At 72.8% G+C, this 12,480-nt stretch carries 12 protein-coding genes; 3 read left to right on the plus strand and 9 right to left on the minus strand.

Annotated features, from left to right (window positions below):
* Nucleotides 1-217 precede the first annotated feature (217 nt).
* Nucleotides 218-934 carry a methyltransferase domain-containing protein gene (locus ABZ861_RS13255; RefSeq protein WP_361628416.1) on the plus strand — a complete coding sequence of 239 codons (717 nt, stop codon included), beginning with the start codon at nt 218-220 and terminating at the stop codon, nt 932-934.
* A gap of 87 nt (nt 935-1,021) precedes the next feature.
* Here the strand turns inward: ABZ861_RS13255 and ABZ861_RS13260 are convergent, their stop codons facing one another.
* Entirely contained in the window at nt 1,022-1,603 is a 582-nt protein-coding gene (locus ABZ861_RS13260; RefSeq protein ID WP_361628419.1) for a MarR family winged helix-turn-helix transcriptional regulator, read from the minus strand.
* A 238-nt stretch (nt 1,604-1,841) separates the two neighbouring features.
* On the opposite strand from ABZ861_RS13260, the gene ABZ861_RS13265 reads away from it, so the two are divergent.
* Nucleotides 1,842-2,906: an alkene reductase gene (locus tag ABZ861_RS13265; protein WP_361628422.1), complete on the plus strand. Its 1,065-nt coding sequence runs from the start codon at nt 1,842-1,844 to the stop codon at nt 2,904-2,906.
* Between the two features lie 36 nt (nt 2,907-2,942).
* On the opposite strand, the gene ABZ861_RS13270 is transcribed toward ABZ861_RS13265, so the two are convergent.
* The 7 genes from ABZ861_RS13270 to ABZ861_RS13300 form a co-directional block, all read right to left on the minus strand.
* Nucleotides 2,943-4,919, minus strand: coding sequence for an AMP-dependent synthetase/ligase (locus ABZ861_RS13270; RefSeq protein ID WP_361628425.1), 1,977 nt, complete (start codon nt 4,917-4,919; stop codon nt 2,943-2,945).
* A gap of 535 nt (nt 4,920-5,454) precedes the next feature.
* The gene (locus ABZ861_RS13275) at nt 5,455-5,826 is read right to left on the minus strand and encodes a DUF4229 domain-containing protein (RefSeq protein ID WP_361628428.1); all 372 of its coding nucleotides are present in this window, start codon (nt 5,824-5,826) and stop codon (nt 5,455-5,457) included.
* Between the two features lie 208 nt (nt 5,827-6,034).
* Complete coding sequence (gene mqnE / locus ABZ861_RS13280) at nt 6,035-7,198, minus strand: aminofutalosine synthase MqnE (protein WP_361628431.1); 1,164 nt, start codon at nt 7,196-7,198, stop codon at nt 6,035-6,037.
* 97 nt (nt 7,199-7,295) lie between these two features.
* Entirely contained in the window at nt 7,296-7,751 is a 456-nt protein-coding gene (locus tag ABZ861_RS13285) for an Lrp/AsnC family transcriptional regulator (protein WP_361628434.1), read from the minus strand.
* A 197-nt stretch (nt 7,752-7,948) separates the two neighbouring features.
* Nucleotides 7,949-8,623, minus strand: coding sequence for a UbiX family flavin prenyltransferase (locus ABZ861_RS13290; RefSeq protein ID WP_361628437.1), 675 nt, complete (start codon nt 8,621-8,623; stop codon nt 7,949-7,951).
* A gap of 170 nt (nt 8,624-8,793) precedes the next feature.
* Entirely contained in the window at nt 8,794-9,702 is a 909-nt protein-coding gene (gene mqnP, locus ABZ861_RS13295; RefSeq protein ID WP_361628666.1) for a menaquinone biosynthesis prenyltransferase MqnP, read from the minus strand.
* Between the two features lie 14 nt (nt 9,703-9,716).
* Nucleotides 9,717-11,168, minus strand: a complete 1,452-nt coding sequence (locus ABZ861_RS13300) for a menaquinone biosynthesis decarboxylase (RefSeq protein ID WP_361628440.1) — start codon at nt 11,166-11,168, stop codon at nt 9,717-9,719.
* A 345-nt stretch (nt 11,169-11,513) separates the two neighbouring features.
* On the opposite strand from ABZ861_RS13300, the gene ABZ861_RS13305 reads away from it, so the two are divergent.
* Nucleotides 11,514-11,972: a nucleoside deaminase gene (locus ABZ861_RS13305; RefSeq protein WP_361628669.1), complete on the plus strand. Its 459-nt coding sequence runs from the start codon at nt 11,514-11,516 to the stop codon at nt 11,970-11,972.
* A 9-nt stretch (nt 11,973-11,981) separates the two neighbouring features.
* Here the strand turns inward: ABZ861_RS13305 and ABZ861_RS13310 are convergent, their stop codons facing one another.
* Nucleotides 11,982-12,410, minus strand: a complete 429-nt coding sequence (locus ABZ861_RS13310; RefSeq protein ID WP_361628443.1) for a hypothetical protein — start codon at nt 12,408-12,410, stop codon at nt 11,982-11,984.
* Nucleotides 12,411-12,480: the final 70 nt, after the last annotated feature.

Here is a 12,480-nt window from a genome sequence, read left to right on the forward strand (position 1 = left end):
GCGCCGCCAGGCGACGGGGCTCCTGCCTTCGGCCGCCCAGCGCCCCGCGCGCGGGGCGGCCGCCTCTTTCGCTCCGCGCGCGGGGCGGCCGCCTCTTTCGCTCCGCGCGCGGGGCGGCCGCTTCTTTCGCTCCGGTGAATTCCGGATGAACACCTTCCGGGCGCCGGGCGGCCGCCTCTCAGGGCTCTGTCAGTGGCCCGCGCTACAGTCCGCGGCCATGACCGACTTCCTGGCCGCCACCCGCGTTTTCTACGACACGATCGCCGAGGACTACGCCGCGCGCTTCCACGGGCAGCTCGCCGCCGCGCCGTTGGACCGGGCGGTGCTGACGGCGTTCGCCGAACTCGTCGCGGCGGGCGCGGCCCGCGGGGCGGGCCGGGGCCTGGCCGACCTGGGATGCGGGCCCGGACGCGTCACGGGGTTCCTGGCCGGGCTGGGGGCGGAGGCGTTCGGCGTGGACCTGTCCGCGTCGATGCTGGCCGTCGCCCGCCGCGAGCATCCTGAGCTGCGCTTCGAGCAGGGCTCCATGCTGGAGCTGGACCTCCCCGACGGGGGGCTCGCCGGAGTGCTGTCCTGGTACTCCTCCATTCACACGCCCGCGGAGCGGCTGCCCGACCTGTTCGCCGAGTTCCACCGGGTCCTGGCGCCCGGAGGACACCTCCTGATCGGCTTCCAGGTCGGCGACGAGCCGCGCCGCTATGAGGAGGCTTTCGGCCATTCCGTGACCCTGGACTTCCAGCGCCGCCGCCCGGAGCAGATGGCACGACTCCTGGAGAACGCGGGTTTCGCCCTGCGCTCCCACACGGTCCGCTCCCCCGACGAGCCCGCCGGCGAGCAAGTCCCCCAGGCGCACCTGATAGCCCGCAAACCGGAGGATCCCGCCTCGGCGGGGGCGGGCGCGTCGGCGGAGGCGAGCGCGGAGACCTCGGCGTAGGGGGGGCGTGGAGACCTCGGCGGAGGCGGAGGCGCAGGCGCAGGCGGGCGCCTAGCGCTGTGGCCGGGCAGGGGAGCCGACGGTCGATCAGAGCCCGTCCCGGGCCGGTGACCCAGGCAAGGAACACGCCGACCCGGGCGGTTCCCCGAGCGCGCCGCCGCTCGCCTCGCCCCCGCCCCGGGCGGCCTCCGGACACAGAGCGGCCTCCACCTTGCCCAGCAGACGCGCCAGCTCCGCGCGTTCCGCGGCGTCGAGGCCTCCCAAGGTCTGGCGCTCCAGCTCGCCCCATGCCCGGCGGACCTCGACGAGGAGGCTGGAACTCGTGTCGGTGGCTTCGACCAGGGAGGCCCGCCGGTCCGCCGGGTCGGGGCGGCGGGCCACGTGGCCGGAGTGCTCCAGGCGCTGAAGCATCTTGGTCACCGTGGAGGGATCCAGCCCGACCGCCTTGATCAGTTCGGACTGGCGGACCGCGCCGTTGTCCCAGAGGTGCATCATGACGAACTCCTGCCCCGGGTGCAGTCCCAGGTCCCGCAGGACGCGGCCAGCCGCGATCCGGTGCAGTCGGGAGACCCGGCTGATCGCGTGGCTGACCGGCCCGTCCAGTGCGGCGCTGGGTTTCGCCGCGCACCCGAGTGCGCCGTGCGACTCCTGACCGGGTTCCGCGGTCATGAAGCTCTCCTCCCGGATCTCTTCAGGTCTCTTCAGGTCTCTTCAGGTCTCTTCAGGCGAGGTTCTGGTCGGGCCCTGACTCCGCGGGGTCGTCCTGGCGGGTGACCCGAGGGTCGTCCGAACACCCCGTCGTCGCGCATCATACCGCTCCGAAGTTTTTACTTGGTCGGCCAATTAATGGGGTACGCTGCATCCCACGGTCAATAATTGGCCGACCAACTATAGCTGTGAGGCAGACATGACCAGCGCCTTCGAGCCGGTGCACCTGGCCGGAACGACCCTCCCCAACCGCTTCGCCCTGTCCCCCATGACCCGCAGCCGCGCGGGCGAGGGCGGCGTCGCGACCAGCCTCGTCGCCGAGTACTACACCCAGCGCGCCTCCGCCGGCCTGATCATCACCGAGGGGGTTCAGCCGTCCCCCGTCGGACAGGGCTACCCCTTCACCCCCGGCCTGCACAGCGCCGAGCAGATCGCCGCGTGGCGCGAGGTCACCGACTCGGTGCACGCTGCCGGCGGCCGGATCTTCGCCCAGCTCATGCACTCCGGCCGGATCGGCCACCCCTCTCTGCTGTCCGACGACCTCGTCCCCGTCGCCCCGTCGGCGGTGGCCGCCCACGGCCGGCTGTTCACCGTCGACGGCATGAAGGACTTCGTCGTCCCCCACGAGCTGAGCGGCGCCGAGGTCCGGCAGACGGTCGCGGACTTCGCGCAGGCCGCGCGCAACGCGGTCGAAGCCGGATTCGACGGGATCGAACTGCACGGGGGCAACGGCTACCTGATCCACCAGTTCCTCGCGTCCGGCGCCAACCAGCGCACCGACGAGTGGGGCGGCTCGGTGGAGAACCGGATCCGCTTCGCCGTGGAGACGGTCAACGCGGTGGCCGCCGCGATCGGCCCCGCACGCACGGCCCTGCGCGTGTCGCCCGGCAACCCGTACAACGACATCTCAGAGCCCGACTCGCAGCTCGTCTACGAGGCGCTGGTCAAGGAGATCGACGGGCTCGGCCTGGCCTACCTGCACGTCTTGGAGCACGGCCCCGAGGCCCGGGAGACCACCCTCGCCCTGCGCAAGCAGTTCTCCGGACCGTTCGTGCTGAACCCGGCCACCGAGGGCCCCACCGACCACCGCGCGCTCGCGCTGATCGAGGACGGCACGGCCGACCTCATCGCCTTCGGCGCCCTCTTCCTGGCCAACCCCGACCTCCCGGAGCGCCTGCGCACCGAGGGCCCGTACAACGCCCCGGACCCGGCCACCTTCTTCGGCGGCGACGCCCGCGGCTACACGGACTACCCGACCCGCTGAGGGGGTCCGGCGGCAAGGCCGGCCGCGGACCGCGGGTCAGGGCGCGTACAGGTCGTCCACCTCGTGGGCGAAGTCGCGCATGACCGCCTCGCGGCGCAGTTTCATCGACGGGGTCAGATGGCCCGCCTGTTCGGTGAAGTCCACCGGGAGGACGGCGAAGCGGCGGATGGACTCGGGGCGGGAGACCAGCTTGTTGGCCTCGTCCACCGCCCGTTGCAGCACGGCCGCCAGATCCGCGTCGTCGGTGAGGAGTTCGGCGGGCACCGGGTGCTTGCCGTTCATCCGCCGCCAGTGGGAGACGCCGTCCAGGTCCAGGGTGATCAGCGCGGAGACGTAGGGGCGGCCGTCGCCCAGCACCATGCACTGGGAGATCAGGGGGTGGGAGCGCAGCCAGTTCTCCAGGGGCGCGGGGGCCACGTTCTTGCCGCCCGCGGTGATCAGGATCTCCTTCTTGCGGCCGACGATGCTCAGATACCCCTCGTCGTCCAGGCGGCCGATGTCCCCGGTCGGGAACCAGCCGTCCTGGGTCGCCGGGACCACCCCGCCCGCGTGCGGGTCCCAGTAGCCGCGGAACACCTGGCCGCCGCTCAGCAGCACCTCGCCGTCCGCGGCGATCCGCACCCGGGTCCCCGGCAGCGGGCGGCCCACCGTGCCCAGGCGGGGCCGGTGCGGGGGCGTCACCGTCGCCGCGCCGGTGGTCTCGGTGAGGCCGTAGCCCTCGTAGACGTCGATGCCCACCCCGGCGTAGAACGCGGCCAGGCGGCGGCCGAGCGGGGAGCCGCCGCAGATGACCTGCCGCAGCCGCCCGCCGAGGGCGTTGCGGATGCGGCGGTACACCAGGGGGTCGTAGACGGCGCGGGCCGCTCGCAGGGCGCGGCCCGGTCCCGGGCCCGTGCCGTGCTGGCGGGCCTCCACCGCCTCGCCGAAGCGGCGGGCGACGTCGGCGGCGCGGTCGAAGGAGGACGCCCGGCCGCCGCGCTCGGCGGAGGCCCGCGCGTTGTTGTGGATCTTCTCCAGCATGTACGGGATGGCCAGCAGGAACGTCGGCCGGAAGCTCGCCAGGTCGGCCAGCAGGTCGTCGGCCGCCATGCTCGGCGCGTGCCCCAGCCGCACCCCGGCGCGGACGCAGGCCACCGCCACCATGCGGCCGAAGACGTGCGAGAGGGGCAGGAAGAGGAGGGTCGCGGGCGTCTGTCCGGCGCTGCTCTTGAAGACCGGGTAGAGCAGTTCGATCGCGTTGTCGACCTCGGCAAGGAAGTTGCCGTGGGTCAGCGCGCAGCCCTTGGGGCGGCCCGTGGTGCCGGAGGTGTAGACGACGGTGGCCAGGGTGTCGGGGCTCAGGACGCCCCGGCGCACGTCGATCTCCTGGTCGGAGACGGTCGCGGCGCCCAGGTCCGCCAGGCGGTCGACGTGGCCCTGCTCGATGGTCCAGATGTGCCGCAGGCCCAGCAGGCGTGCCCGCTCCGGGCCGAGGGCCGCCGCCTGGCCGCTGGTCTCGGTCACCAGGGCCACCGCGCCGGAGTCCTGGAGGATCCACCGGGTCTGGAACAGCGAGGACGTGGGGTAGACGGGGACGGTGACCAGCCCGGCGGCCCAGGCCGCGAAGTCCAGCAGCGTCCACTCGTACCGGGTGCGCGCCATGACCGCGATCCGGTCGCCCGGCATCAGGCCCTCCGCGATCAGGCCCTTGGCCACCGCCTGGACCTCGGCGGCGAACTGCGCGGCGGTCACGTCCGTCCAGCCGCCCTGCTCCGTGCGGCGGCTCAGCACGGCGCGCCCGGGGTCCGCGCCCGCGTTCTCGAACGGCAGGTCGGCCAGCGAGCCGTGGGTCACCCGGGCCACCAGCGGCGGCACGTACGCCTCGCGCACCTCGCCGTCCAGCCGCCGGGTCTGCGGCTCGGCGAACGCGGCGGCGCCGTCCCGGTCCTGGTCGTGGTCGTGGTCGTGCCGCCCGCCGGAAGACGGCCCCGGGGCGCCGGCGGACGACGGGGACGACGAGTACGAGATGGGCATGGCAGCTCCTGGGGAGTGCGGTGGAGGTACCGCTTCGCTGCATGGGATACGAGCGGCGCGCCCCGAGTCGTTCACCGGCGGTCCGCGCGCGTGCGGCCCGCGCGTCACCTGCGGTGGCACCGGGGATCGTACGACGCGCTCGTGAGGAGTCCGTGGCGCTTCGGCGCGGGTGGGGCGGCGGTCCGGAGCCGGGGATGTGCGCACACCGGGACGGCCTCCGGCCCAGGCGGCGGGACCGTCGACTTCCGCGTGCAGGGCACTTGCCGTCGCGTCAGGCGTATGGGAGGGGCTGACGCCTGGCCGCCCCCGGACATGCGCGGCCCGGATATGGGGGGCCGGGCCTGGGGGGGGCGGACCTGCGGGGGGGGGCCGGACCTACGGGGGCCGGATCTGCGGGGCCAGGACATGCGACCCCCGACCTAGCGGACCCGAACGTGCCGCCCCTCGACGTCCCCCCGGACATGCCAAACCCGGCTCGCGGCGCCGCGAGCCGGGAGAGGTCCGCGAGCCGGGAGAGGTCAGGGAAGGCGGCGGGTCAGGACGCCTCGGTGCGGGCTCGCGTCTGCTCGTCGGCCGGGTCCTCGGTGCGGGTCCGCGTCTGCTCGTCGGCCAGGTTCTCGGTGCGGGACCGCGCCTGTTCGTCGGCCAGGTCCTCGGCGCTGGCGTCGGCGTTCATGTTCGCCCGCATCCGGTCCACCCGGGCGGACACCTGCATCGACGCCCGGTCTCGCTCCTTGCGCAGCACGACGAAGCTGATCGGGGCCGAGATCACGAGGGCCAGCAGCGGGATCCACAGGGCGTTGGAGCCGTTGCGGCCGCTGGGGACGAGACCGGCGTAGACGAGGCCCCAGACGACCACGAGGCAGCCCACGAAGATCCCGAGGCGCATCAGCGTGTAGCGGAGCATCTCTGTCCATTCTTCCGTTCGCGAACGGTTCCGGCCGGTGCGGCGGTGGCGCGCGGTGCGGCGCGCCCGGCGTCCCCAGCGTGTGCACGAGTCCGCCGTCCAGTGAAGCACGCCTCGCCCAGGATCGTTCAGGGGGGTGGCAAAGCGGGCAAACCTTCAGGTCGGCGGCAGCCGCCGAGCCGACGGCGCCGCCCGCGTCACCCCCGTGTCACACCCGCATCGGCTGCGGCGACTCGCGGCGCCCCGCGTCCGGGCCGTCGTACTCGCGGATGATCTCGTAACGCGTGTTGCGCTCCACCGGGCGGAAGCCCGCGTCGCGGATCAGCTCCAGCAGGTCGTCCCGGGTCAGCTTGTTCGGGGTGCCGTAGGAGTCCGCGTCGTGGGTGATCTTGTACTCGACGACCGAGCCGTCCATGTCGTCCGCCCCGTGCTGGAGCGCGAGTTGAGCGGTCTGCACGCCGTGCATCACCCAGAACACCTTCACGTGCGGCACGTTGTCGAACAGCAGCCGCGAGACGGCGAACGTCTTCAGCGCCTCCGCGCCGGTCGCCATCGTGGTGCGCGCCTGGAGCCGGTTGCGGACCTTGCCGTCCCGCACGTCGACGAAGTCGTGCTGGTAGCGCAGCGGGATGAAGACCTGGAAGCCGCCGGTCTCGTCCTGAAGCTCACGCAGCCGCAGCACGTGGTCCACGCGGTGGCGCGGCTCCTCGACGTGCCCGTAGAGCATGGTGCACGGCGTCTTCAGGCCCTTCTCGTGCGCCAGGCGGTGGATGCGGGACCAGTCCTCCCAGTGGGTGCGGTGGTCCACGATGTGCTGGCGCACCTCCCAGTCGAAGATCTCCGCGCCGCCGCCGGTCAGCGACTCCAGGCCCGCCTCGATCAGCTCGTCCAGGATCTCGGAGGCGCTCAGCCCGGAGATCGTCTCGAAGTGGTGGATCTCGGTGGCCGTGAACGCCTTCAGCGACACCTGCGGCAGCGCGGCCTTCAACTCGCGCAGCGAGCGCGGGTAGTAGCGCCAGGGCAGGTTGGGGTGCAGGCCGTTGACGATGTGCAGCTCGGTGAGGTTCTCCCCCTCCATCGCCTTGGCCAGCTTCACGGCCTCCTCGATGCGCATCGTGTACGCGTCCTTCTCGCCCGGCTTGCGCTGGAAGGAGCAGTAGGCGCAGGAGGCGGTGCACACGTTCGTCATGTTGAGGTGGCGGTTGACGTTGAAGTGCACCACGTCGCCGTTCTTGCGGGTGCGCACCTCGTGGGCGAGACCGCCCAGCCACGCCAGGTCGTCCGACTCGTACAGCGCGATGCCGTCCTCGCGGGTCAGCCGCTCACCGCCGCGGACCTTCTCCTCCAGCTCGCGCTTGAGCCCGACGTCCATGGGTTACCTCTCTCCCAGCTCTGCGAAGCGCCTGCGACGGACTGCGGCAGACTGCGTCAACCGCCCACCGTACGCCCAGGCCGGCGGCCCGCCGTCGTCAGACCTCCTCGGGCAGTCGGCCCACCCGGTTCTCCCACTTCGTGGACAGCACGATCGTGGTCCGGGTGCGGGAGACGCCCTTGGTGCCGGACAGCCGCCGGATGATCCTCTCCAGGCCGTCGACGTCCGCGGCGCGCGCCTTGAGCATGAAGGAGTCGTCGCCCGCGATGAACCAGCAGTCCTCGATCTCGGGCAGGTCCTTCAGCCGCTGGGCCACCTCCTCGTGGTCGGCGGCGTCCGAGAGCGAGATGCCGATCAGGGCCGTGACGCCGAGCCCCAGCGAGGGCGCGTCCACGGTGGCCCGGTAGCCGGTGATGACCCCGGCCGCCTCCAGCCGGTTGATGCGGTCGGTGACGCTCGGTCCCGACAGGCCGACGAGGCGCCCCAGCTCCGCGTAGGAGGCCCGGCCGTTCTCTCTCAGGGCCTGGATGAGCTGTCTGTCCACCGCGTCCATGCGATCGAAGCCTTCCGCTGGAGAGATCCGAGGGGATCGACGTGAAGTGACGTGATCCGATGTGACTGAGAGAACCGCTGAGAGAACCGCCGCGGGAACTGCTGTGGGAACCGCGGGAACTGCTGCGGAAACCGCCGCCGGAACCGCTGCGGGAACCGCTGGGAGCGGGGCGCCGGGAGGGCCGCCGCCTGCGCCGCTCACGCGCTGCGGGCGGCGCCGAGATCGCCCTCCCAGCGGCGGTAGAGCCGGTGCGGCACGCCCACCGCGTCCAGGGCCCGCCCGGCGACGAAGTCCACCAGGTGCTGGAGGTGCCGCGCCCCGGCGTAGAAGGCGGGCGAGGCGGGCAGGACGGTGGCGCCCGCGTCGTCCAGGGCCACGAGCTGCCGCAGCGTCGATCCGCTCAGCGGGGTCTCCCGCAGGGCCACGACCAGCGGCCGGCGCTCCTTGAGGGTCACGCCGGCGGCCCGCTGGAGCAGATCCTTGGACAGCCCGAGCGCGACCCCGGCCACGCAGGCCGTCGAGGCGGGCACGATCAGCATGCCCCGGGCCGGGTACGACCCCGAGGACGGCCCGGCCGCCAGGTCGCCCGCGCTCCAGTGCCGTACGTCGGACACGTCGACGTCGGCGAAGGCGCCGGGCGTGCCGTCGGCGCCCTGGGACAGCCAGGCGCGCAGGTCCTCGCGCCAGTGGGCGTCCCGGAAGGAGACGCCGGTCTCGTCCAGCAGGGTGAGCCGCGAGGCCCGGCTGACCACCAGGTCGACGCTCTGCCCGGCCTCCAGCAGCGCGCGCAGCACCGCGGCCGCGTACGGCGTGCCGGACGCGCCGGACACCCCCAGGATCCAAGGCGTTCGCTGCGATTCCCCTGCGTTCACACCTTGAGCGTACCGGCGCGCCGAGAGGTGTTCAGTCGGGGTGGGGTCGCTTCCAGCCGTCGGGGCCGTCAGGTGCCGTGGGGCGCCGTCGGGGGCCGAGCCCGTGCGGCGCCGCCCGGGGGGCGTGGCGAAAACCCGACGGACTTTCCGGCCCAGGTCGCTCGGACGTGTCAGACGGTCAGCCCGCGCAGGAGCAGGTCGATCAGCGCGCAGACGAACAGGCTGATGCCGATGAAACCGTTGGTCGAGAAGAACGCCCTGTTCAGCCGGGACAGGTCGTGCGGGCGGACGATCCGGTGCTCGTAGACGAAGGCCGCGCCGACGACGACCAGGCCGAGCCAGAAGAACGGACCGGCGTGGGTGGCCAGGGCGTACCAGACGAACAGGGCCGTCGTGACGGCGTGGCAGACCCGGGCGCCCCAGATCGCCGCCGGGACGCCGAAGCGGGCGGGCACGGACCGCACGCCCACCTCCCGGTCCGTCTCCACGTCCTGGCAGGCGTAGATCAGGTCGAAGCCGCCGATCCAGACGCCGACGGCCAGGCCGAGGATCACCGCCTTCCACGACCACTGGCCGCTGATCGCCAGCCAGCCGCCGATCGGGCCCATCGCCTGGGCGAGACCGAGGATGGCCTGCGGGAAGTTCGTGAACCGCTTGCCGTAGGGGTAGACCACCATCGGGACCACCGCGACCGGCGCGAGGGCCAGGCACAGCGGGTTCAGCAGGGCCGCCGCGGCCAGGAAGACGACCAAGGCGATCAGCGCCCCGGTCCAGGCGTGCCGCACGGACATGGCGCCGGTGACCAGTTCCCGCTGCGCGGTGCGCGGGTTGCGGGCGTCGATCTCCCGGTCGATGATCCGGTTGACCGCCATGGCGAAGGTGCGCAGCCCCACCATGCAGACGGTGACGAGCAGCAGCCGCACCCAGTGGACGTTGCGGTCCCACTCGTACATCGCGGTCAGCGCGGCGATGTACGCGAAGGGCAGCGCGAACACGGAGTGCTCGATCATCACCAGGCGCAGGAACGCCGGAACGCCCCCGCGCGCGCGGGGACCGTCGTCCGCGCTGCCTCCGTTCAGGACGGCCTCGCTGCTCACAGCCCGTACTCCTTCCAGCGCCGCGTCACGCGTTCCGCCGTGTCCGGGTCGGACAGCACCATGTCCGGCCACCCCCGCGCATACCCTTCCTCGGGCAGCTTCCGCGTCGCGTCGATGCCCGCCTTGCCGCCCCAGAACTGCTGGTAGGAGGCGTGATCGAGGTGGTCCACGGGTCCCTCGACCACCGTGAGGTCGCGGCCGTAGTCGGTGTTGCCCAGGGCCCGCCAGGCGACCTCGTGCAGGTCGTGCACGTCGCAGTCGGCGTCGACGACCACGATCAGCTTGGTCAGCGACATCATGTGCGCGCCCCAGACCGCGTGCATCGTCTTCTGGGCGTGCTTGGGGTACTTCTTGTCGATGGAGACGATCGCGCAGTTGTGGAAGCCGCCCGCCTCGGGCAGGTGGTAGTCCACGACGTCCGGCACGATGATCTTCAGCAGGGGCAGGAAGAAGCGCTCGGTCGCGCGGCCCAGCGGCCCGTCCTCGGTGGGCGGCCGGCCGACCACGATCGACTGGAGCAGCGGCCGCCTGCGCGTCGTGACGCAGTCGATCGTCAGCGCCGGGAAGGGCTCCTGCGGGGTGTAGAAGCCGGTGTGGTCGCCGAACGGGCCCTCGGGCAGCGTCTCGCCGGGCTCCAGCCAGCCCTCCAGGACCACCTCGGCCTGCGCCGGGACCTGGAGCGGCACGGTCTCGCAGTCGACCATCTCGATCCGCTTGCCCGCGACGAACCCGGCGAACATGTACTCGTCGATGTCGCCGGGCAGCGGGGCGGTGGCGGCGTACGTCACGGCGGGCGGGCAGCCGAACGCGATGGCCACCGGCAGCCGTTCGCCGCGACGCGCGGCCGTCTGGTAGTGGTTGCGGCTGTCCTTGTGGATCTGCCAGTGCATGCCGATGGTGCGCTTGTCGTGCCGCTGGAGCCGGTACAGGCCCAGGTTGCGCACGCCGGTCTCGGGGTCCTTGGTGTGGGTGAGCCCGAGGTTGAAGAAGGAGCCGCCGTCCTCGGGCCAGGTGAACAGCGCGGGCAGCCGGTCGAGGTCGACGTCGTCGCCGCGCAGCACGACCTCCCGTACGGGGGCGTCGCCCGGCTTCATCTTCTTCGGCGGCACGTGCGCCATCGCGCCGAGCTTGCCGAACGCCTCGCGCACACCGACGAAGCCGTGCGGCAGCTCGGGGCGCAGCAGGCCGCCGATCTTCTCGCTGATCTCGCCGTAGGAGGTCAGGCCCAGCGCCTTCAGCAGCCGCCGGTCGGTGCCGAAGACGTTCATGGCCAGCGGCATGGCCGAGCCCTTCACGTTCTCGAAGAGCAGCGCGGGGCCGCCGGACTTCTGCACCCGGTCGACGATCTCCCCTACCTCCAGGTACGGGTCGACCTCGGTCTTGATGCGCTTGAGGTCGCCCTCGCGCTCCAGCGCCCTGAGCAGGGAGCGAAGATCGTCGTAAGCCATGCGTCCCAGTATCTTCCACGGCCTCCCCCACCCCTGCCACCGGGTCCGCCCCAGCCCCGGCGGGTCGGAAGAGGCACGCCGACTGGGCAGGTGGGGAGGGGAGTTCGGGGTAGGGCGAGCGCTTGGTGGCGGGCGGCCGGTGGCGGGCGGCCGGTGGCGGGTGGCCGGTGGCCGGTGGCAGGTGGCAGGTGGCAGGTGGCAGGTGGCAGGTGGCAGGTGGCAGGTGGCAGGGTGCGGGGGATGGCCTGGGCGGGCACACTGCGCAGGACGGCCAGACTGCGCAGGACGGGCGGCGGCGCCGCAGGCAACGGCACTGCGGGCGACTGCGACGGAAGCGGGGCGTTCATGGACCGGGCACAGGCACGCGCGATGCTGGCGACCGCCGTCGCCGAGGCCCGCGCCGGGCTCGCGGAGGGCGGCGTCCCGATCGGGGCCGCGCTCTACGGCGCCGACGGCGCCCTCCTCGGCCGGGGCCGCAACCGGCGCGTCCAGGACGACGACCCGGCCACGCACGCGGAGACGGCCGCGTTCCGCGCCGCGGGACGGCAGCGCTCGTACGCCGGGACGACGATGGCGACCACTCTCTCGCCCTGCTGGTACTGCACCGGCCTGGTCCGCCAGTTCGGCATCTCCCGTGTGGTCGTCGGCGAGGCGGCCACCTTCCAGGGCGGCCACGACTGGCTGGCCCGGCACGGCGTGGAGATCGTTCTCCTGGACGACCCGGAGTGCGTCGCACTGATGACCGACTTCATCGACCGCCGCCCGGACCTGTGGCACGAGGACATCGGGGATCAGGCGCCCTAGGGAGACCTGCTAGGGAACGCCGGGTTCGTGCTCCAGTGTGTCGATCAGATGTTCGAATCGGTCGCGCCATGCCGCCTCTGAGGCGTTCTCGGCGTCGCATTCGAGGGTGAAGCGGAGGACGCTGGCGTGGTCGCCGTCGCGTTCCAGGTGGAAGCGGAGGCGGGCGGGGTTGTCCAGGGTGTACTCGGCCACGCGGTCCACGTCCCAGGCGGTGATGCGGCCGGCGCCGAGGCCGTGCAGGCGGACCGCGCCGCCCAGGCGGGGCTCCAGCGCGGCCGGGGTCAGCCAGGTCGCCAGTCCCTCCGCGCTGGCCAGGGCGGGCCACGCGTCCTCCATCGGGCGGGGGAGCCGCACCAGGAAGTGCAGCAGGCGCGCCCTCCCGCGCGTCCGGCCGGCGTCCGGTGCGCCGGGCGCGGCCTGTTCGGGGGATCTGGTCATGACACCAGCGTGCCGCCGTTCGGGTGAACGCGCACGCGCCCGGGAGCGCGGGCGCCGCGCGCGTCAGAGC

This window comes from Streptomyces sp. NPDC046985 (assembly GCF_040644415.1).
GTDB lineage: Bacteria > Actinomycetota > Actinomycetes > Streptomycetales > Streptomycetaceae > Streptomyces.

Bases quoted from the DNA above. Each gene is read 5' to 3' on its own strand.
- ABZ861_RS13275 (WP_361628428.1), bottom strand. From the start codon at position 5,826: ATGCTCCGCTACACGCTGATGCGCCTCGGGATCTTCGTGGGCTGCCTC.
- ABZ861_RS13265 (WP_361628422.1), top strand. From the start codon at position 1,842: ATGACCAGCGCCTTCGAGCCGGTGCACCTGGCCGGAACGACCCTCCCC.
- ABZ861_RS13285 (WP_361628434.1), bottom strand. From the start codon at position 7,751: ATGGACGCGGTGGACAGACAGCTCATCCAGGCCCTGAGAGAGAACGGC.
- ABZ861_RS13255 (WP_361628416.1), top strand. From the start codon at position 218: ATGACCGACTTCCTGGCCGCCACCCGCGTTTTCTACGACACGATCGCC.
- ABZ861_RS13270 (WP_361628425.1), bottom strand. From the start codon at position 4,919: ATGCCCATCTCGTACTCGTCGTCCCCGTCGTCCGCCGGCGCCCCGGGG.
- ABZ861_RS13300 (WP_361628440.1), bottom strand. From the start codon at position 11,168: ATGGCTTACGACGATCTTCGCTCCCTGCTCAGGGCGCTGGAGCGCGAG.
- ABZ861_RS13260 (WP_361628419.1), bottom strand. From the start codon at position 1,603: ATGACCGCGGAACCCGGTCAGGAGTCGCACGGCGCACTCGGGTGCGCG.
- mqnE (WP_361628431.1), bottom strand. From the start codon at position 7,198: ATGGACGTCGGGCTCAAGCGCGAGCTGGAGGAGAAGGTCCGCGGCGGT.
- ABZ861_RS13305 (WP_361628669.1), top strand. From the start codon at position 11,514: ATGGACCGGGCACAGGCACGCGCGATGCTGGCGACCGCCGTCGCCGAG.
- ABZ861_RS13310 (WP_361628443.1), bottom strand. From the start codon at position 12,410: ATGACCAGATCCCCCGAACAGGCCGCGCCCGGCGCACCGGACGCCGGC.